Raw genomic sequence first — 18,038 nt, 5'->3', positions numbered from 1 at the left:
CGATGACGACCACAGACATGGTGCAGGCCCCCGCGGGCACGATCGTCGGCCGCCGTGCCGGCCGGGTACGGCGCTTCCTCGGCATCCCGTACGCCGAACCGCCCGTCGGCGCACGGCGGTTCGCGGCACCGGTCCGACGCGGCCGGTTCCCGCAGCCGTACGACGCGACGCGCCACGGCGCCACGGCCCAGGTCGTGCCGCTGTTCGAGGCGACCACGATCCCGGAACCGTCCGTGCCGGGCGACGACGTGCTGAACCTGAGCGTCGTCGCCCCGGTCGACCGCGCCGACTGCCCCGTCCTGGTGTGGGTCCACGGCGGCGGCTTCCTGGCGGGCAGCCCGGCGAGCCCCTGGTACGACGGCCGTTCCTTCGCCCGCGACGGCGTGGTCACCGTGACGGTCGGACACCGCCTGGGCGTCGAGGGGTTCGCCCCGCTGGACGACGTACCGACCAATCGAGGGTTGCGCGACCTGCTGCTCGCTCTGGACTGGGTGCGGGACAACATCGCCGCGTTCGGCGGCGATCCGGGCCGGGTCACCCTCGCCGGACAGTCGGCCGGGGGCGCTGCGGTGCTGGCGCTGCTCTCCTCGCCGGCGGCAGAAGGGCGTTTCCAGCGGGCGGTCAGCCTGTCCGGCGGCTTCTTCGAGGTGGCCGAGGACACCGCTCGCGGCTTCCTGGAACGGCTCGGGGAACGGCTCGCCGTGCCCCCGACGCGGGACGGGTTCGCCACCTGCACCAGGGACCAACTGCAGTGGGCAGTAAGGGAGTTGAGGGCGGACGAAGCACTCGTACTCGGCCCGTTCGTCGGCGACGACATCCTGCCGGTACCCGTGGTCGACGGACTCGCGGCGCACAGCCACGACCTACCCCTGCTGCTCGGCGCGACGGGCGACGAGTTCGACGGCCCCGCCGCACCGGAATCCGCACGCACCGCGGGCACCCGCCTCACGGACACCTTCTTCCGCGCCGCCTGCCCCCGCGCGGCGGCGGCCCGCCGACACGCCCCCGCCGGCACCTGGCTGTACTCCTTCGAATGGCCCTCCCCGACCACCGGAGGCGCCACGCACTGCATCGACATCCCGTTCTTCTACGACGTCCTCGACGCACCCGGCGTCACGGCGGCACTCGGCGCCGACCCGCCCGCGGAACTCGGCGTGTTGATGCACGCCGACCTGGTCGCGTTCGTCCGCGGCGAGGCGCCGGCCTGGACGAGGGCGACCGGCGCGCTCGGAGACCCGGCCCGCGAGTACGGTCGGCCCGGCGCCCCGTTCGCGGCCGACACCACCGGGGTGTTCGACCCCGTCGTACGCGCGGCGGTGGAGGCGTGCTGATGTCCGGGATGAACCAGAGCGCCGTCCGACGGGTCAACACCTCGGTGATCCTGCGGGCGTTGGCGGTATCCGCCGGGCCGACGACGCTGACCGCGCTCGCCGAGCAGACCGACCTGTCCCGCCGGACCATCGAGCTGATTCTGGACTCGCTCGTCGAGGCGGGCTGGGTCAGCGAGTTGGACCGCGCGCCGACCGTCGGCTGTGCCGGGCGTCCGGCCCGCCGCTACGAACTGCGCGCCGAGCACGCCCTGTTGGCGGCCGTGCAGATCACCACCGAGGACGTGTCCGCGGTCGTGGCCGACGTGCGCGGCCGCATCGTCGGCCGTGCGCACCGGCCGCTGCGCGCCTACCAGGATCCGCAGCTCACCCTCGACGACGCGGCGTCGCTGGTGCTGGCCGCGCTCGAGGCCGCGGGCGGATCACCGGACCGGCTGCGCGCCGGTGCGGTCGCGAGCGGCGGTGCGATCGACGACGAGGGAGTGGTCCGGCGGCTGGTGCACACGACGCGCTGGCAGGGAGTGCATCTGCCCGAGGAGCTCGGTCGGCGCATCCGGGTGCCCTGGTTCGCGGACAACGACACCAACCTCGGTGCGCTCGGGGAGCGTTGGCGGGGCGTGGCCGGCGGTCACGACACCGTCGTATGGGCGATTCTCGGCAACCGGACCGGCCTCGGCATCCTCATCCGGGGCACGGTGCACCGCGGTCTTGACGGTGCCGCGGGCGAGATCGTCGAGGCGGCGTCGATGCCGACCGGCTCGGTCGAGGACCGCCCGGTGGCTTGGCTGACCTCACCGGAACCGGCCCAACGGCGCATCGCCCTCGGCCTGTTCGACGCGGCCCGGGCCGGCGACTCGACGGCGCTCGCCGAGGTCGACGAGCTCGTGGAGAACATCGCGTCGATCCTCACCACCCTGTCGTGGACGGTCGCGCCCTCGCTGATCGTGCTCGGCGGCGGTCTGGAGGACGCGGCCGACGTGCTGCTGCCCCGGGTGCGGGACGCGCTGCGCGCCGCCCGCACCCCCGCGGTCGAGGTGCGCGCCACCGGTCTGGGCCGCGACGCCACGCTCATCGGCGCCGTCAAGCTGGCGCTCGACCGCATGGACACCGAGCTGTTCGGCCCGCTCGCACCCGCCAAGTGATCCCCCACTCCCCCACGTCATCAGACTCACCCTGGAGTCCCACTGTGACCCGTACACCCCGTGCCGACGTCCTCATCGTGGGCAGCGGCATCATGGGATCCGTCGTGGCGCGGCTGCTGCGCGAGACCGATCCGGCCCTGGAGATCGTCATGGTCGACGGCGGCAGCGCGATCGGCGAGACGCCCGGCCTGCATCTGCACGACCTCGACGACCCGGCCCTGTGGTCGCGCTACAACGAGCAGGTCGCCACCGGAATCCAGGGCATGTACACGGGCGCCGAGGTGGTGCGCGAGGTCGCGGACAGCCTCCCCGGGCTGCCGCCCGGCATGTACCACGCGCTCGCCCTCGGAGAGGACGCCGAGGCGATGCCTCAGGCCGCGCTGGCGTGGAACGCGGGGGGCATGGGTGTGCACTGGACCGCCGCGACGCCGTGGCCCGCCGGGGACGAGGTCTTCGACTTCGGCGACCCGGTGCGCTGGGCGGCGGACCTGGAGACCGCGCGCCGGGTGCTGGCGGTCACGCCCGCCGCGATCGGCCCGACCGGGGTCGGCCGGCTGGTGCTCGATGTGCTGCGCCGCCGCTACGACGGCGTCGGACCGGGCGATCGGCGCCCGCAGCCGATGCCCATGGCGGTCGCCGCGACGGCCTCGGGCCCCATGCCGCGCACGGCTCCCGGAACCGTCTTCCCCGCGATCGCGACGGGCGGGGACCCCGCGTTCACGCTGGTGACCGGGACGCTCGTGACACGGCTGCTCGTGTCCGACGACGGCCGGGTGGCCGGCGCCCGGCTGAAGCGCGTCGCCGACGGCGCCACCTCGGAGCTCCGTGCCGACGCCGTGGTGGTGTGCGCCGACGCGCTGCGCACACCCCAGCTGCTGTTCGCCTCCGGCATCAGGCCCCGGGCGCTGGGCCGGCACCTCAACGAGCACGCGTTCATCACCGCCCGGGTGCTGCTCGACCTCGACCGGTTCGGCCTCGACCTCGACGCGCTTCCGCTGCCGCGGCCCGGCGAGTTCAGCACGGACTCGCTCTGGCTGCCGCAGAACGGAGCGGCGCAGCCGTTCCACGGCCAGATCATGAACCGCACCTACGTCGACGAGACCGGCCGCCCCCTCGCGCACTCCGTGGGCCTCTCGCTGTACGCCCCGGTCGAGTCCCGCCCCGAGAACCGCCTCGTCTTCTCGACGACCGAGACCGACCTCGCCGGGATGCCGCGGATCGGCATCGAGTTCGCCTACTCCGACACCGACCGTGCGCTGATACGGCGAGGACTGGCCGAAGTCCGGTCGCTGGCCGAGGAGTTCGGCCCCTTCGACCCGGCGAGCGAGAGCGCGCTGCTGCCGCCCGGCTCGTCGCTGCACCTGACCGGCACCGTCCGGGCCGGCGTCGCCGACGACGGCACCGGCGTGTGCGACCCGGACGGCCGGGTGTGGGGCCACGACAATCTGTACCTCGCCGGCAACGGCGTGATCCCCACCGCGATGGCCGCCAACGTCACCCTGACCGGCGCGGTGACCGCCGTACGGGCCGCGCGTGCCGTCGCCGTACGGACCACCGCAACTGCCGCACGCCGTGCGGCACTTGGAGAGGAAGTCCGATCGTGATCGACATCGCCAGGGAATACCGCGTGGCACTGCCGGCGTGGATCGACGACGAGCTGGCCGACGTGCCCGGCGTGGTCCCCGGCCGCGAGGACCGGATGCGCCTGGTGCACCGTCTCGCCGACCGCAACTGGCGCGAGGGCAACGGCGGTCCGTTCGCCGCGCTCGTCGCCGAGCAGGACACCGGCCGGATCGTCTCGGTCGGCGTGAACGTCGTCCTCCTCTCGGGCGTCTCCAGCGCACACGCCGAGGTCCTCGCACTCGGCCTGGCGCAGAAGGCGACCGGCAGCTGGGACCTCGGCGGCGAGGGGCGGCAGGCGCACGAGCTGGTCGTCAACTGGCGTCCCTGCGTGCAGTGTTACGGCGCCACCATGTGGTCCGGCGTACGCGGCCTCGTGGTCGCCGGCGAGGGCCCGGAGCTGGAGGAGATCACCACGTTCGACGAGGGACCGCTCGGCGCGGACTGGGCCGAGCAGTTCGAGGCACGCGGCATCAAGGTCACGGGGGACGTGCTCCGGGACGAGGCCCTTGACGTGTTCCGCAACTACCGGCAGGCCGTCGACTCCGACGACGTCACCGTCTACAACGCCCGCGGAGGTGAGGAGTGACCCCGCGGTTCGCGACCGACGTCGTCACGTTCTACCACCCGGAGTTCTGGGGACTCGACTCCGCCGACGCCCTGCGCGACTGGGCCCACGACAACCCCAAGGCCTTCTGGGTACGGGTGATGGACGCGCTGGCCGAGGCAGGCGTCACCGGCATCGAGCTGACCTTCGCTCCCGGCGGCATCGACTCGGCTCTGCGGGCCTTCGACAGCGCGGCCTCCTTCCGCCGCGAACTCGCCGCCCGTGGCCTGTCCGTGGTGAGCGCCTTCATCGCCGATGCCGACGCCGCCGACTGGCGGCTCGGCGACAACCTGCCCGCGATCGTCGCCGACGCCGAGCGGCGCGCGGCCTTCCTCACCGAAGCGGGCGCGGAAATCCTGGTGACCGGGCTGCCCATGCGTACGACGTTCGGGACGCGTCCGCCCTTCTTCGTCGACGCCGCGTACATGACGCGGATGGCCGACATCGCGCACGCGGTCGGCGAGGCCGTCTCCCGGCACGGCGTGAAGCTCGCCCTCCACACGGAGTCGCACAGCACGCTCTGGTACGAGCGGGACATCGACCTGTTCATGGCCCTGACCGACCCGCGCTACGTGTGGCTGTGCCCCGACTCCTGCCACATCGCACTCGGCGGCGGCGACCCCGTCGCCGTGGCGCGCCGCCACGCCCCGCGCATCGCGCTCGCGCACTGGAAGGACGCGGTCGGACCGATCGACGTCCACCTGACCGTCGACGACACGATCTTCGCCCGGCAGCAGCCGTACATGACCGCGCTGGGCACGGGTGTCGTCGACTGGCACGGCTGGGCCGACGCGATGTCCCGCACCCCGGGCGCCGGCACCGTGCTCATCGAACTGGACGAGGCGGCCGATCCGGTGGCCGCGCTCCGGGCGGGGACCGAGGTCGCACTCCGGGCGGGGAAGCAAGTCTCGCTCCGGGCGGGGACGGAGACCGCGAACGCATCCTGGGAATGATCGGTCCCCGGACCGCATCTACCCTTGCCCCGTGACCAGCTTCGATCAGCCGGACCAGGCGGGCGGCGCGCCCCGGCCGCAGTCGTTGATGCTGACCTTCTTCGGCATCCACGCCCTCGGCCGGGACGTCGCGGTGGCGGCCGGCTGTCTGATCGACGTGTTCGGGCGGGCCGGGATCACCGAGGACGCCGTACGGTCCACGCTGACCCGCATGGTCAAACGCGGCCTGCTGGAGCGGCACCGGCGGGGCCGCAAGACGTACTTCGGGCCGACCCCGCGCGCCGCCCGCGTCCTGCAGGACGGCCATGACCGGATCTGGTGCACCGGCGCGGTCAACCGGGACTGGGACGGCACCTGGACCCTGGTCGGCTTCTCCTTGCCGGAAGCCTGGCGCAGCGAGCGGCACGACCTGCGCTCCCGGCTGGTGTGGAGCGGTTTCGGCCCGCTGCAGAACGGCCTGTGGGTGGCGCCCGGCACGGTGGATGTGCCCGAGGTGGTCGCGGGGCTGGGCCTCGACGCGTATCTGCGGGTCTTCCAGGGGGCCGCGGCCGCCGGTCCGAGCGACGCCCGCACGGTCCTGCGCACGGCGTTCGACGTGGAGTCCGTCGCCAAGGGCTACGAGGCGTGCCTGGCCCGCTGGAGCACGGGCGCCGCGGAGGCGGACGAGGCCGGGGCGCTCGTACGGCAGCTGCTGCTGCACACCGACTGGCTGGAGCAGGTCCGCCAGGATCCGCATCTGCCCGCAGAGCACCTGCCCGAGGACTGGCCGGCCGCCCGCGCGGAGCAGCTCTTCCGTGAACTCGCGGGCCGTTACGCGGAGTTGGCGGGCCGGGAGGCCGCGAGCACGCTGGACGTGATCGCGGTGGCGGCCTCCTAGGACCCCTCCTTCACCGCCCCTGGGCGGAGAGGTCTGTCCACCAATACTGGGCAACCCATTGACCGCCGTCGAAAAACTGCCCTACATTCGCAGCGCTTCACGGCTCCGTCATCCCCCGACAAACCCGCTCAAAGGGGAGCCCCACGTGTCCACTGAAACACGCACCGAACCCGCTTCCACCGCCGCCGGACCGTCGTCCGGCGGCCTCCCCGTCGGCACCCTCGTCGCCGGCTGTTTCGCGGTCTGCCTGGCCCAGATCGCCCTCGCCATGCCGGCCACCCTCAACGGACTCTTCCAGGAGGACCTGCACCCCGTCGGCTCGCAGCTGACCTGGATCTCGGACGCGTTCCTGCTGCCCGTCTCCGTCCTGGAGCTGACCTTCGGCGTCCTCGGCGACCTCTTCGGCCGCAAGCGGCTGCTGGTCGGCGGCGGCGGACTGCTGGTGGCCGGCGAGGCGCTGGCCGCCGCCAGCACCGGCATCCACATGCTCTGGGTGGGCCAGGCCATCGCCGGTCTGGGCGCGGCGGCGCTGTTCCCGACCTCGCTCGCGATGATCGCCTCGGGCACCCACTCGGCCCGCGACCGCGCCCGCACCATCACGATCTGGGCGGCCGCCCTGTCCAGCGGCGGCTTCGTCGCCCCGGTCCTGGGCGGCATCACCGGCAACTACGGCTCCTGGCGGTGGGCGTTCATCGTCGTCACGGGCCTGGCCGTGATCAGCACGCTGCTCAGCCAGTTCCTCGCGCACAACTCCAGCGCCCCGGAGGGCCGTTCACTCGACCTGGCCGGTCAGATCACCATCGGCATCGGCATGTTCGCCCTGCTGTACGCCGTGATCCAGGGCCCGGCGGACGGCTGGACCGCCACGCCGGTGGTGATCGCGTACGTGGTCGCGGCGGTGTTCATCGTGCTGTTCGTGGTGGCCGAACGCCGGGCCGCCTCCCCGCTGTTGAGGCTCGACCTGTTCAAGAACCGGGCCTTCGCGGTGGCGTCGTTCGTCGCGGTGGTCGGCATGTTCAGCTACCTCGGCACCGCGTACGCGACCAGCATCCGGCTCGGCCCGATCCAGCACCAGAGCCCGCTGCGCGGCTCGTTCGCCTTCATCCTGCTCAACGCCTGGACGCTGCTGCTGATGCCGCTGATCTCCCGGCTGCTGGAGAAGGTCAGCCCGCGCTGGGTGCTCGGCGCCGGTCTGGCGCTCATGGCGACCGGCGACTTCATCGCCGCGACCCTCTCGGTCCACGACCGCGCCCTGACCTCGCTCATCCTGCCCATCGGCCTGGTCGGCATCGGCTTCGCGCTGACCGTCTCCTCGATCACCGCGACGGCCGTCAACACGGTGGAGGTCCACTACGCGGGCATGGCCAGCGCGTCGACGAGTCTCCTGCGCGACTTCGGCTTCACGCTCGGCCCGGCGGTCATCGGCGCGATCGCCCTCAGCCGCGCCGCGGACGAGTTCACCCAGAAGCTGGCGACCTCCAGCCTGTCGGCCGAGGTCAAGGCGGCGGCCGGGCAGGTGGCGGCCGAGGGCGGCCCGCTGGCCTCCAACTCGGTCCCGCCGTCGTCCCCACCGGGCGGCGCGGCCCCGATCGCCCTGGAGGCCCTCGGCAACGGTTACGCGATCGGCTACGTGGTCTGCGGCATCGCGGCCCTGGCGTGCTGCCTCCTCAGCGTGATCGCCCTGCGCGGCAAGGGCGACGAGGCCGCGACGGTGGGCCTCGCGAAGGACGAGGCGCCCGCTGCCGCCTGACCTCCCCGGCTCATGCACCGGACGGTTCCGGCCTGCGGGTCGGCACCGTCCGGTCACCGAACTGTCACAGGTGATCCACAGGAGAAACCCCCGGTGAGGCAGCTGTGTCTCCATCGGCGGGCGCCGGCGAGGACCGGCCCCGCACCATCCGAACTCGGGGGACTCCATGCAGTACGTGAACGGCATCCGCAAGGCCGCGCCGGCGATCGCCGCGCTCCTGGCCGCCCTGTCGGTGACCGCGTGTCAGGCCGGCGGCTCCAAGGCGGGGGCCGAATCGTCGTCGAACGCGCCGAGCAGCTCGCCGTCCGCTTCCACGACACCGGGCACGAAGGCCCCGGAAGCCTCCGACGCGCCCACGTCGAAGGCGCCGACCGCGACGGCTTCCCCCATATCCGGATCCGGATCCACCGGTACGACCGCGAAGACGTGCGCGGCGACCGCCCTTGAGGCGGCCGCATACCAGGCCACCGATCGCCCGGACGGCACCGGAACCGGAGCCGCGATCATCGAGTTCACCAACACCTCCGGTGCCCCGTGCCTGCTGCAGGGCCACCCCACGGTGGCCGGCGCGGGCAACGGCTCCCCGCAGCACAACGCCCCGCTGAAGGTGACGCCCACGGGCTCCGCCACGCCGGTGAAGGTGGCACCGGGCGGCAAGGCCTGGCTCAAGCTGACCTTCGTACAGGTCCAGGGCGAGGCCGACGGCTACTGCGAATCCGGCTCCAAGCCCGTGTCGTACCCGACCCTGGTGGTCGCTCTGCCCGGCTCCGGGGCGCACCAAGTCGCCCTGAACGACGGTGTCTTCGCCGAGTGCGACAACACGGTGACGGCCACCGCGGTGTCGGCGGCGAAGCTCTCCTGAACGCACGGGGGAACGGCGGCCGGGCTCAACCTCGTTGCTCTGCGAGGAGGTTGAGCCCGGCCGCCGTGCCCCGGTTCGCGCCCGGGCCTGCACGCCGGCCTCTCGTGGCCCTCAGACGTTCCGCCGCTCCAGCGGCCCCGTCGCCGGGCCCTGGAGGACGTTCCCGTCCGGGTCGAAGCGGGAGCCGTGGCAGGGGCACTCCCAGGTGCGTTCCGTCCGGTTGAAGGCGACCAGACAGCCCAGATGGCTGCAGCGCGCGGCCACGGCGTGGAGCTCTCCGTCCTCGTCGCGATGGACCGCGCAGTGGTGCCCGCCGGCAAGGACGACCGCCCCGTCTCCCCGGGCGATGTCGTCGACCGAGACACTCGGCACCGAGGGCAGCCGGTCGCCGACGAAGTGCCGGGCGACCTGGGCCTGGTGCCTGAGGAAGGCGGGCGCCTCGCGGATGACCGTGCCCAGCCGGCGGGGGTCGTACAGCCCGCTCCACCGGCACTTCCGCCCGCTGATCAGGTCGGTCAGGAGCCGGCCGGCCATGATGCCGCTGCTCAGGCCCCAGCCGCCGAATCCCGTCGCCACGTAGGTGTGGCGGCTCGCCGTGGGGAGCGGGCCCACGAGCGGCACGGAGTCGGTGGAGTCGTTGTCCTGCGTGGCCCAGCGGTGTGTGAAGTCGAGCTTCCCGAAGTGCTCCACGGCCCAGTCGGCGAGGCGTTCGAACCGCCTGTCGACATGGCCGGCACCCGGCGTGAAGTGCTCACCGGTGACGATCAGCAGACGCTGCCCGTCGTCGTACGGAGCCGTGCGCACCGAGCGGGTGCGCTGCTCGGGGGTGATGAACATGCCCTGCGGATCGAGCTCGGACGGAATGGGTGCGGCCCACACCAGTTCCCGGCGCGGGGAGAGCCGGGTGAAGAGCAGCGCCCGGTCGAAGATGGGGTAGTGGGTGGCGACGACGACGTCATCGGCGGTGACCGTGGCTCCTCCCTCGGTGGTCAGGCGGCAGGGCTCGCCCTCCTTGAGGCCGACGACACGGGTGTGCTCGTAGATCAGTGCGCCCCGCCGGTGCAGGTCGTCGGCGAGGGCGAGGAGGTATTTGCGGGGATGGAACTGCGCCTGCTCGGCGACGCGGACCGCACCGGCGACGGGGAACGGCAGCTGCGTCCCGGTCACGTAGTCGGCGGGCAGGCCCGCCGCACGGGCGGCCTCCGCCTCGGCCATCAGTTCCCCGACGAGCGCGGTGTCCTCGGCGTAGGTGTAGGCCGCCCGCTCCTCCCAGTCACAGTCGATGCCGAGTTCCTCGACCAGCTCGGCGGCACGGCGGACGGCTTCCGTCTGGGACTGCGCATACAGCTGAGCGGCCTCCGGGCCGCGGATCCGGCGCAGCCGCTCGTAGACGAGGGTGTGCAGCACGGTCAGTTTGGCGGTGGTGTGACCGGTGACCCCCGCGGCCACCCGGCCGGCCTCCAGGAGCGCCACGCCACGCCCGGTCCGGGCCAGCTCCCACGCCGTGCTGAGTCCCGCGATGCCCGCACCGATCACGGCGACGTCGACCGTGAGGTCACGGTCCAGGGACGGGTGAGGGTCTCCCTGGGGAGCCGTCTCGATCCAGTACGAACCCTGCTCGGCCGCGAAGGTGTTCATGGGCGCCGAGTTCCCCGGGCACGCCCACCGAACCAAGGAGTGGCGGCGTCTCGAACGGGCACTCGAACGTCAACAACGACGGAGGGGTGACAGACCGCTCATGGAGATTTCAGGCGTGATCAGCGCGATCCTCATCGGCATCGTGCTCGGCATTCTCGGCCGACTCGTTGTCCCCGGCCGCCAGCGCATCGGCGTTCTGTGGACGATTCTCATCGGCATCGTCGCCGCGTTCATCGGAACCGGCATCGCATCCGGACTCGACGTCGCCGACACCAAGGGCGTCGACTGGATCGAATGGCTCATCCAGATCGCCCTCGCGGCGCTCGGCGTCACCGCGATCCACAAGGTGAAGATACGACACTGACCGGCGCCGACCGCACCCACCGGTTCCGGCAGCACGGGTGGCCGGTCGTGGCCGGGGAGGCCGTCGGCCGGCGCCTGCCGCCGAGCTCTCGGCAGTTGTCCCGGACCGTCATGCCGGGTGTCTCGGGACGGAGCGGCTCTCATCCCGGAGTGACACGGCCGCGCCACGAACCGGACTCGCCGCCGCGCTCCTCGATGAACTCCTTGAAGCGCCGCATGTCGCCCTTGACCCGCCGGTTCATCAGTCCGAGGAGGTCGGCGGTCTTCTCCGCCGGACCGCTCGAATCGATGTCCATGACGAGTTCGACGCGGGTGTGCAGGTCGTCCAGGCTCTGGAAGCGCACCATGCCCATCTGCTTGGTGTCGCCGCCGATGGTGCGCCAGGCGATCCTCTCGTCCGGAAGCTGGTCCACGATCTCGGTGTCGAACTCCCGCCGCACACCACCGATCTTGGTGGTCCAGTGGTTGTGGGTGTCGTCGAGCTGCGTCACCTCTTCGACGCCCTCCATGAACCTCGGGAACTCCGCGAACTGAGTCCACTGGTTGTACGCGGTACGCACCGGTACGGCGACCTCGACCGCTTCTTTCACTGTGCTCATGACTGCGCCTGCCTCCCTGGAACATCGACGGGCGCGGACGGCTGCCCGCCGTGCGGATCACGGACAGCGAGCCGAGTACCCCGGATCGGCACCGCTACGGACACGGCTCGTCGGGCGTATGTCGGTCCAGTGCTCGTCGACGTACTGCACAAACGGCTGCTCGCGGCCCACGCCGCCCACGGGACGGGCCTGATGCCGCTGCTCGCCCGCGTCGGCATCGACGCGCCGGCCGAGTTCCCGGAGCTCAACTCCCGTGTCGAGGAAGGCCGTCGGGAGATCGTCCTCCCCCAGGTGCATCTCGGCTTCGCCGCCCAGACGGACCACGGCCTGGTGGTTCCCGTGGCCCGGACGCCGACCGTCTGTCGCTCGACGTCCTCGGCGGCGAGCTGCGGCGGCTCACCGCCCTCGACGGCCGAGGGCGACTGCCCGCCGAGCACCGCACCGGCGGCACGTTCACGCCGTCTCCCCGGCCTTCGACCACCGCGTCTGCGACGGCGGCCGGCTCCCTGCGAGTCATGTCGTGGACGGCATCGCAAAGGCTGCTGAGCGACTGGGGGTGCCGCAGCACCCGGGGCGGCACCGCGCAGCGCCACACGGATCACGCCGAGCGGGCCCGAGTCCCCTCCGGGCCCGATCCCTCCGGCGGCTCCAGATGGAACACCGTCACCCAGTCCGCGTCCGCCGCGTGGTAGCCCAGGCCGACCAGGGTGTCGGCCGCGGCGCGCATGTGGTCGGCGCCGTAGACGACGCCGATGGTGAAGGAGTCCGAGCGGTCGGCGGAGGCGCGGTGGAAGTCCGTCAGTGCGCGGGTGAGCAGCTTGTCCCGGCGTCGCATCACCAGGTCCTCCAGGCCGGGCCAGAATTCCGCCGTCGCCTCCTCGGCCTCGCTGAGCAGGTCCTCGGTCGCCAGGTGCCGGGCGAGGTAGCGGCGGGTGCCGAACAGCCGCATGCCCGCCGTGACGGCCGGCACGACCGTGGCCAGCACGGCGCGTTCCTTCAGCGGCAGCCGCCGGAAGCCCTCTTCGAACTCCCGCCCGCCCATGTCGGGGCAGATCACGGGCACGCCGAGCGTGTCGAAGTCGATGTCCTGCACGACGAGCCCCAGCCGCTCGTGCCGGTCCAGCCGTGCGTACGAGTCCGCGAGCGCCTTCGCGCCGGGCGAGCCCTCGCCGACTCCCTCGGCGACGACGAGGTCGCAGCGGCGCCGCAGCAGGGCCGTCACTTCCTGGTAGAAGGCCGCCTCGCCCAGATGGATCATCGGGAAGAGCAGGAATTCGAGCCCCGTTCCCGGCTTGCTGAAGCGTATGACCGCCGAGCGGACCCCCGCCAGCTCGGTCACCTCGATGAACTGCATGCGGCCCCCGTCCCCCCGCGGAGTCGGCACGAGAGCTCACGCCGACCGTGCCCGCAGCATTCCCGCAATGGGGCCGCCCGTCACTCCCAGACGACGACGTTCCGCCGCACCGGCACCGTCGAGGCATCGGTGGCGAAGAGTTCGGGCGAGTGCGCGCGGATGCGTTCGATGTCGCTGAAGACGGCGCGCAGGTGGGTGCGCATGGCGCTGCGGGCCAGCGGGATGTCGCCGCCGACGATGGCCTCGAAGATCTCGTGGTGCTGGGTGGCGAACACGGCCGGGGACACGTTCTCGTGCAGTCCGAGGCGCCGGGCCCGGTCGAGGTGGCCCTTGGCCGCGGCGACCGTGGTCCAGACGTTGCCGTGGCCGCTCAGCCGCATCAGGCCGTGGTGGAACGCCTCGTCCAGCGCGAAGAACTCCTCCAGGTCCAGGTCCGCTCGCCGCTGACGCTCGAGGTTGTCGCGCAGCTCCCCGACCAGCGCCGCATCCAGCTGCCCGGGCAGATCCTCCAGCGAGGCGAGCTCCACGGCCTCCCGCAGGAACTGCGCGTCAGCGACCTGCGCCGGGTCCACCCGCGACACGAACGACCCGATCTTCGGGAAGACCTGCACCAGGCCCTCCTGGGCCAGCATGATCAGGCTCTCCCGCACCGGGGTGCGGCTGACGCCCAGTGACGCGGCGAGTTCGTTCTCCGACAGGGCGGCGCCCGGGGCGAGTTCGAGGGTCAGCACCATCTGACGCAACTTCAGGTAGATGTCGCGCCGACTCGTCCGCCGCCCGTTCGATTGAGCCATGGCCACATCCTACGTAGCCGGGCGCCTCCCACGTAGCCGGGCAAAGCTCCTTCGTAGCTGGGCAAAGGTCTTGTCCGTCTGCGCGACAGGTGCTTGTATACAAGTACTGTACGACAAGATGGGAGCCGTCAGTGAGCAAGATCGAGCGGGCCGAGGTGCTCGTCGCCTCCCCCGGGCGCACGTTCGTCACACTGCGCATCACCACGACCGACGGGGTGACCGGGCTGGGCGACGCGACCCTCAACGGGCGGGAGCTGGCCGTCGCGAGCTATCTGCGCGACCACGTGGTGCCGCTGCTGATCGGGAGAGACCCTGCCCGCATCGAGGACATGTGGCAGTACCTCTACAAGGGCGCCTACTGGCGGCGCGGCCCCGTCACCATGACCGCGATCGCCGCCGTCGACACGGCACTGTGGGACATCAAGGGCAAGACGGCCGGCCTCCCGGTCCACGACCTCCTCGGCGGCCGCTCCCGCGACGGCGTCCTGGTCTACTCGCACGCCAGCGGCAGCGACGTGCCCTCGCTCCTCGACGACGTCGAGCGCTATCTGGAGCTGGGCTACAAGGCCGTACGGGCGCAGGCCGCCGTGCCCGACGTCGGGGGGACGTACGGGGTGCGCAAGGGCAAGGTCTACGAGCCGGCCGCGACCGAACTGCCCGACGAGCAGCCCTGGGACACCGAGGCCTACCTCCGCTTCGCGCCCACCTATCTGGAGGCGGTCCGGGAGCGCTTCGGCTTCGGCTTCCATCTCCTGCACGACATCCACCACCGGCTGACCCCGATCGAGGCGGCCCGGTTCGGCAAGAGCGTGGAGGGCTGCCGGCTGTTCTGGATGGAGGACCCGACGCCGGCCGAGAACCAGGAGTCCTTCCGCCTCATCCGCGAGCACACCACGACGCCGATCGCGGTCGGTGAGGTGATGAACTCCGTCTGGGACGTCCAGCACCTCATCACCGAGCAGCTCATCGACTACGTCCGTACGACCGTCGTGCACGCCGGCGGCATCACCCACCTGCGCCGGATCTTCGACCTCGCCGCGCTCTACCAGGTGCGTACGGGCTCGCACGGAGCGACCGACCTCTCCCCCGTCAGCATGGCCGCCGCCGTTCATCTCGACATCGCCGTGCCGAACTTCGGCATCCAGGAGTACATGGGCCACCCCGACGAGACCGCCGAGGTGTTCCGTACGGGCGTCACCTTCGCCGACGGCATGCTGCACCCCTCCGACGAGCCGGGCCTCGGTGTCGAGTACGACGACAAGGCGGCCGAACGCTTCCCCTACCAGCGGCGTTATCTGCCGGTCGCGCGCCGTCTCGACGGCTCGGTGCACGACTGGTGAGCGCTGCACTGAACCGCGAGACGGTCTCCCGACTCCCCGCCGGACTGCGCCCGGCCGTCGATCCGGCCCAACTGCGCACCCGTGTCGTCCACTTCGGGCTCGGCGCCTTCCACCGGGCGCACCAGGCCCTCTACACCGAGCGCGCCGCCGCCCTCTCCGGTGAGGACTGGGGCATCACCGCGGTCGCACCCCGGTCGGCAAAGACCGTGCGGGCCCTGCGCACGCAGGACTTCTTGTACTCGCTGACCGAGCGGCGTCCGGAGGGCAATCGGAGTCGTGTCGTGGGCTCGGTCGTGGACGCGCTGGTCCTGGGGCCCGATGCCAAGGCCGTCGATGCGCTGCTGGCCGATCCCGAGGTGACGGTCGTGACGCTGACCGTGACCGAGAAGGGATATCAACGCTCGCCGTCGACGGGCGGGTTGGACACCGCGGCCGTCGCCGCCGACCTCACGGCGGACCCCGATGGCCCGCTCACCACCGTGATCGGTCGTCTGGCCGCCGGACTGGCTGCTCGGATGCGCGCGGGGGCGCCGCCGATCAGTGTCGTGTCCTGCGACAACATGGCGGACAACGGGGCTGTGCTGGCCGGGGTGGTGCACGACTTCGTGCGGGAGTCCAACTGGCCGGACCGCGCCCGGATTCTGGATCGGATGACGGACGCCGTCGCCTTCCCCGCGACCGTCGTGGACCGGATCGTGCCGGCCACCGGCGAGGAGGACCGGGCCGGGGCTCTGGCGGCGCTCGGCGTGCGTGACGCCCTGCCCGTGACGGCCGAACCGTACCGGCAGTGGGTGCTGCAGGACTCCTTCGCCGCCGCACGGCCGCCGTGGGAGCGCGACGGTGCCCTGTTCGTCCGGGATGTGACGCCCTATCAACTCACCAAGCTACGACTGCTGAACGGCTCCCACTCGGCCCTGGCCTACCTCGGCATGGCGGCCGGCCTCACCACGATCGCCGAGACAATGGCGGCGGACTGGGGCGAGCGCCTGGTGCGCGGGTGGTGCGCCGAGCTGGCCCCCACCCTCCCCGCGGGCGGCCCCGATCCGCTGTCGTACGCCGACGATCTCGTCGTACGTTTCCGCAACCCCGCCATGCGGCACCTGCTCCGGCAGATCGGCACCGACGGCCCGCTGAAGATCCCGGAGCGCTGGCTGCCCGCTCTGCGCGAACTGCGCACCCGGGGCGCGAGCACCCCGTTCCTCGAACTCGCCCTCGCCGCCTGGGTGTTGAACACCGGGCGAGTCGACACGGTTCCTGCCCAGCTGCGCGGCCTCGGCGCCGCGGACCTGGCGGACGACGACTCCCTCACCGCAGCCGTTACGGACCGACTGCCCGCCCTGCGCGCCGGCCGCATCGAAATCTGATCCCCGCTCCCCCTGCTCGCTCCCCTTCTGTCCCCGAACAACGGAGTTCACGATGAAGGACAGCGTCATAGCCGCTCAGCAGACGCTCCCAGGCCGACGAACCACACGCGACCTGGCCCGGGCCGCCGTATCGGGCTGGCTCGGCACGGCGATGGAGTTCATGGACTTCCAGCTGTACTCGCTGGCCGCCGCGATCGTCTTCAACAAGATCTTCTTCCCGGACGTCAGCCCCGCCATCGGGCTGATCGCCGCGATGGCGACATACGGCGTCGGATACGTCGCCCGGCTCGCCGGCGCCGTCTACTTCGGGCGGATGGGCGACCGTATCGGCCGCAAGAAGGTGCTGTACCTGACCATCCTGCTGATGGGCGCCTCCACCACCCTCATCGGCGCCCTGCCCACATACGCCGCCATCGGCATCCTCGCGCCGATCCTGCTCGTCGCGCTGCGGCTGATCCAGGGCTTCGGCGCGGGTGCCGAAATCGCGGGCGCGACCGTGCTGTTGGCCGAGTACGCGCCCGTCAAGCGGCGCGGCCTGGTCGCCTCTCTCGTGTCGCTCGGCACCAACTCCGGGACGCTGGCCGCCTCCGGACTGTGGGCCGTGCTGCTCTCCGTGCTCAGCGAGGACCAACTGCTGTCCTGGGGCTGGCGGTTGCCGTTCCTGCTGAGCTTCGTGCTGATGCTGTTCGCGTTCTGGCTGCGCCGGGGGCTGAAGGAGAGCCCGGTCTTCGAGGAGCGGCCCGACGTGGTCGACGGTGTGGCGATGGCCAAGGACGAGGTCGAGTCCGCGATCGCCACGGCCGACGAGCACGAGGGCAGCGTGCTGGCGGCCGGCATCCGGCAGCGCAAAGGCAGGGCGTTCTTCCTCGCGCTGGGGCTGCGCTTCGGCCAGGCGGGCAACTCCGGTCTGATGCAGACGTTCCTGGTCGGCTACATCGCCACCAACCTCGCGGTCGGCCGGTCCGTCCCGACGGACGCCATCGTGTACGGCTCGCTGGCCGGCTTCGTCACCGTGCCGGTCATCGGTCTGCTCGGTGACCGCTTCGGGCGCCGCCCGCTCTACCTCGCGCTCACGGCGCTGACGGTCGTCGTCGCCTTCCCGGTGATGCTCCTGATCACCTCCGGCTCGACGGCGGGCGTGATGCTCGGCATGGTCCTCGGCCTGAACATCGGAGTCCTCGGCCTGTTCTCGCTGGAGAGCGTCACCATGGCCGAACTCTTCGGCTCCCGCACCCGGTTCACCCAGCTCGCCCTCGCCAAGGAGATCGGCGGCATCCTCGCCACCGCGATCGGCCCGGTCCTCGCGGCCACCCTCACGGCCGTCACCGGCAGCTGGTGGCCCATCGCGGCGATGCTCGTCGTCTACTCGCTCATCACCTTCGTCAGCGCGCTGCTCGCGCCCGAGACACGCGGACGCGATCTGGTCCGGTTGGAGGACGCCGTTTGA

17 protein-coding genes are annotated in these 18,038 nt (G+C 71.9%); 13 read left to right on the top strand and 4 right to left on the bottom strand.

The window, feature by feature from the left end:
* The first annotated feature begins 2 nt into the window (after positions 1-2).
* From ABZ880_RS17800 to ABZ880_RS17765, 8 genes are all read left to right on the top strand, one after another.
* The gene (locus tag ABZ880_RS17800) at positions 3-1,331 is read left to right on the top strand and encodes a carboxylesterase family protein (protein WP_361263198.1); all 1,329 of its coding nucleotides are present in this window, start codon (positions 3-5) and stop codon (positions 1,329-1,331) included.
* Positions 1,332-1,339: 8 nt separating this feature from the next.
* On the top strand, positions 1,340-2,470 hold the full coding sequence (locus ABZ880_RS17795) for an ROK family transcriptional regulator (protein ID WP_361263479.1): 1,131 nt from the start codon (positions 1,340-1,342) through the stop codon (positions 2,468-2,470).
* A 44-nt stretch (positions 2,471-2,514) separates the two neighbouring features.
* Positions 2,515-4,074 carry a GMC oxidoreductase gene (locus ABZ880_RS17790; protein ID WP_361263195.1) on the top strand — a complete coding sequence of 520 codons (1,560 nt, stop codon included), beginning with the start codon at positions 2,515-2,517 and terminating at the stop codon, positions 4,072-4,074.
* Positions 4,071-4,679, top strand: coding sequence for a nucleoside deaminase (locus tag ABZ880_RS17785; protein ID WP_361263192.1), 609 nt, complete (start codon positions 4,071-4,073; stop codon positions 4,677-4,679). Before ABZ880_RS17790 ends, ABZ880_RS17785 begins: the two co-directional genes overlap by 4 nt.
* A complete protein-coding gene (locus ABZ880_RS17780; RefSeq protein WP_361263189.1) occupies positions 4,676-5,650 on the top strand; it encodes a sugar phosphate isomerase/epimerase in 975 nt (324 codons plus the stop codon). Before ABZ880_RS17785 ends, ABZ880_RS17780 begins: the two co-directional genes overlap by 4 nt.
* Before the next feature lie 31 nt (positions 5,651-5,681).
* On the top strand, positions 5,682-6,527 hold the full coding sequence (locus ABZ880_RS17775; RefSeq protein ID WP_361263186.1) for a PaaX family transcriptional regulator C-terminal domain-containing protein: 846 nt from the start codon (positions 5,682-5,684) through the stop codon (positions 6,525-6,527).
* Between the two features lie 145 nt (positions 6,528-6,672).
* On the top strand, positions 6,673-8,277 hold the full coding sequence (locus ABZ880_RS17770) for an MFS transporter (protein WP_361263183.1): 1,605 nt from the start codon (positions 6,673-6,675) through the stop codon (positions 8,275-8,277).
* 166 nt (positions 8,278-8,443) lie between these two features.
* A complete protein-coding gene (locus ABZ880_RS17765; protein WP_361263180.1) occupies positions 8,444-9,139 on the top strand; it encodes a DUF4232 domain-containing protein in 696 nt (231 codons plus the stop codon).
* 111 nt (positions 9,140-9,250) lie between these two features.
* On the opposite strand, the gene ABZ880_RS17760 is transcribed toward ABZ880_RS17765, so the two are convergent.
* The gene (locus ABZ880_RS17760; RefSeq protein WP_361263177.1) at positions 9,251-10,777 is read right to left on the bottom strand and encodes an FAD-dependent oxidoreductase; all 1,527 of its coding nucleotides are present in this window, start codon (positions 10,775-10,777) and stop codon (positions 9,251-9,253) included.
* A 100-nt stretch (positions 10,778-10,877) separates the two neighbouring features.
* Here ABZ880_RS17760 and ABZ880_RS17755 point away from each other — a divergent pair, with 100 nt between their 5' ends.
* Complete coding sequence (locus ABZ880_RS17755; protein WP_361263174.1) at positions 10,878-11,141, top strand: GlsB/YeaQ/YmgE family stress response membrane protein; 264 nt, start codon at positions 10,878-10,880, stop codon at positions 11,139-11,141.
* Positions 11,142-11,280: 139 nt separating this feature from the next.
* Here ABZ880_RS17755 and ABZ880_RS17750 read toward each other — a convergent pair whose 3' ends face one another.
* On the bottom strand, positions 11,281-11,739 hold the full coding sequence (locus ABZ880_RS17750) for an SRPBCC family protein (RefSeq protein ID WP_361263171.1): 459 nt from the start codon (positions 11,737-11,739) through the stop codon (positions 11,281-11,283).
* 129 nt (positions 11,740-11,868) lie between these two features.
* Between ABZ880_RS17750 and ABZ880_RS17745 the strand changes: the two genes are divergently transcribed.
* A complete protein-coding gene (locus tag ABZ880_RS17745; RefSeq protein WP_361263169.1) occupies positions 11,869-12,285 on the top strand; it encodes a 2-oxo acid dehydrogenase subunit E2 in 417 nt (138 codons plus the stop codon).
* A 52-nt stretch (positions 12,286-12,337) separates the two neighbouring features.
* On the opposite strand, the gene ABZ880_RS17740 is transcribed toward ABZ880_RS17745, so the two are convergent.
* Both ABZ880_RS17740 and ABZ880_RS17735 read right to left on the bottom strand, forming a co-directional pair.
* Entirely contained in the window at positions 12,338-13,093 is a 756-nt protein-coding gene (locus ABZ880_RS17740) for a hypothetical protein (protein WP_361263167.1), read from the bottom strand.
* A gap of 80 nt (positions 13,094-13,173) precedes the next feature.
* Positions 13,174-13,887, bottom strand: a complete 714-nt coding sequence (locus ABZ880_RS17735; RefSeq protein ID WP_361263165.1) for a GntR family transcriptional regulator — start codon at positions 13,885-13,887, stop codon at positions 13,174-13,176.
* Positions 13,888-14,018: 131 nt separating this feature from the next.
* Here ABZ880_RS17735 and manD point away from each other — a divergent pair, with 131 nt between their 5' ends.
* The 3 genes from manD to ABZ880_RS17720 are packed head-to-tail and all read left to right on the top strand — an operon-like array spanning position 14,019 to position 18,038.
* Entirely contained in the window at positions 14,019-15,227 is a 1,209-nt protein-coding gene (gene manD / locus ABZ880_RS17730; protein ID WP_361263164.1) for a D-mannonate dehydratase ManD, read from the top strand.
* Positions 15,224-16,591 (top strand): mannitol dehydrogenase family protein, encoded by a 1,368-nt coding sequence (locus ABZ880_RS17725; protein ID WP_361263161.1) that lies wholly within the window; start codon positions 15,224-15,226, stop codon positions 16,589-16,591. The genes manD and ABZ880_RS17725 overlap by 4 nt, the downstream gene beginning before the upstream one ends.
* Before the next feature lie 52 nt (positions 16,592-16,643).
* Complete coding sequence (locus tag ABZ880_RS17720; protein ID WP_361263159.1) at positions 16,644-18,038, top strand: MFS transporter; 1,395 nt, start codon at positions 16,644-16,646, stop codon at positions 18,036-18,038.

Source organism: Streptomyces sp. NPDC047043, from assembly GCF_040644055.1.
In the GTDB taxonomy this organism is placed as follows: domain Bacteria; phylum Actinomycetota; class Actinomycetes; order Streptomycetales; family Streptomycetaceae; genus Streptomyces.
The sequence above is the reverse complement of the archived record's forward strand: the minus strand, read 5'-3'. Positions and strand labels throughout refer to the sequence as shown.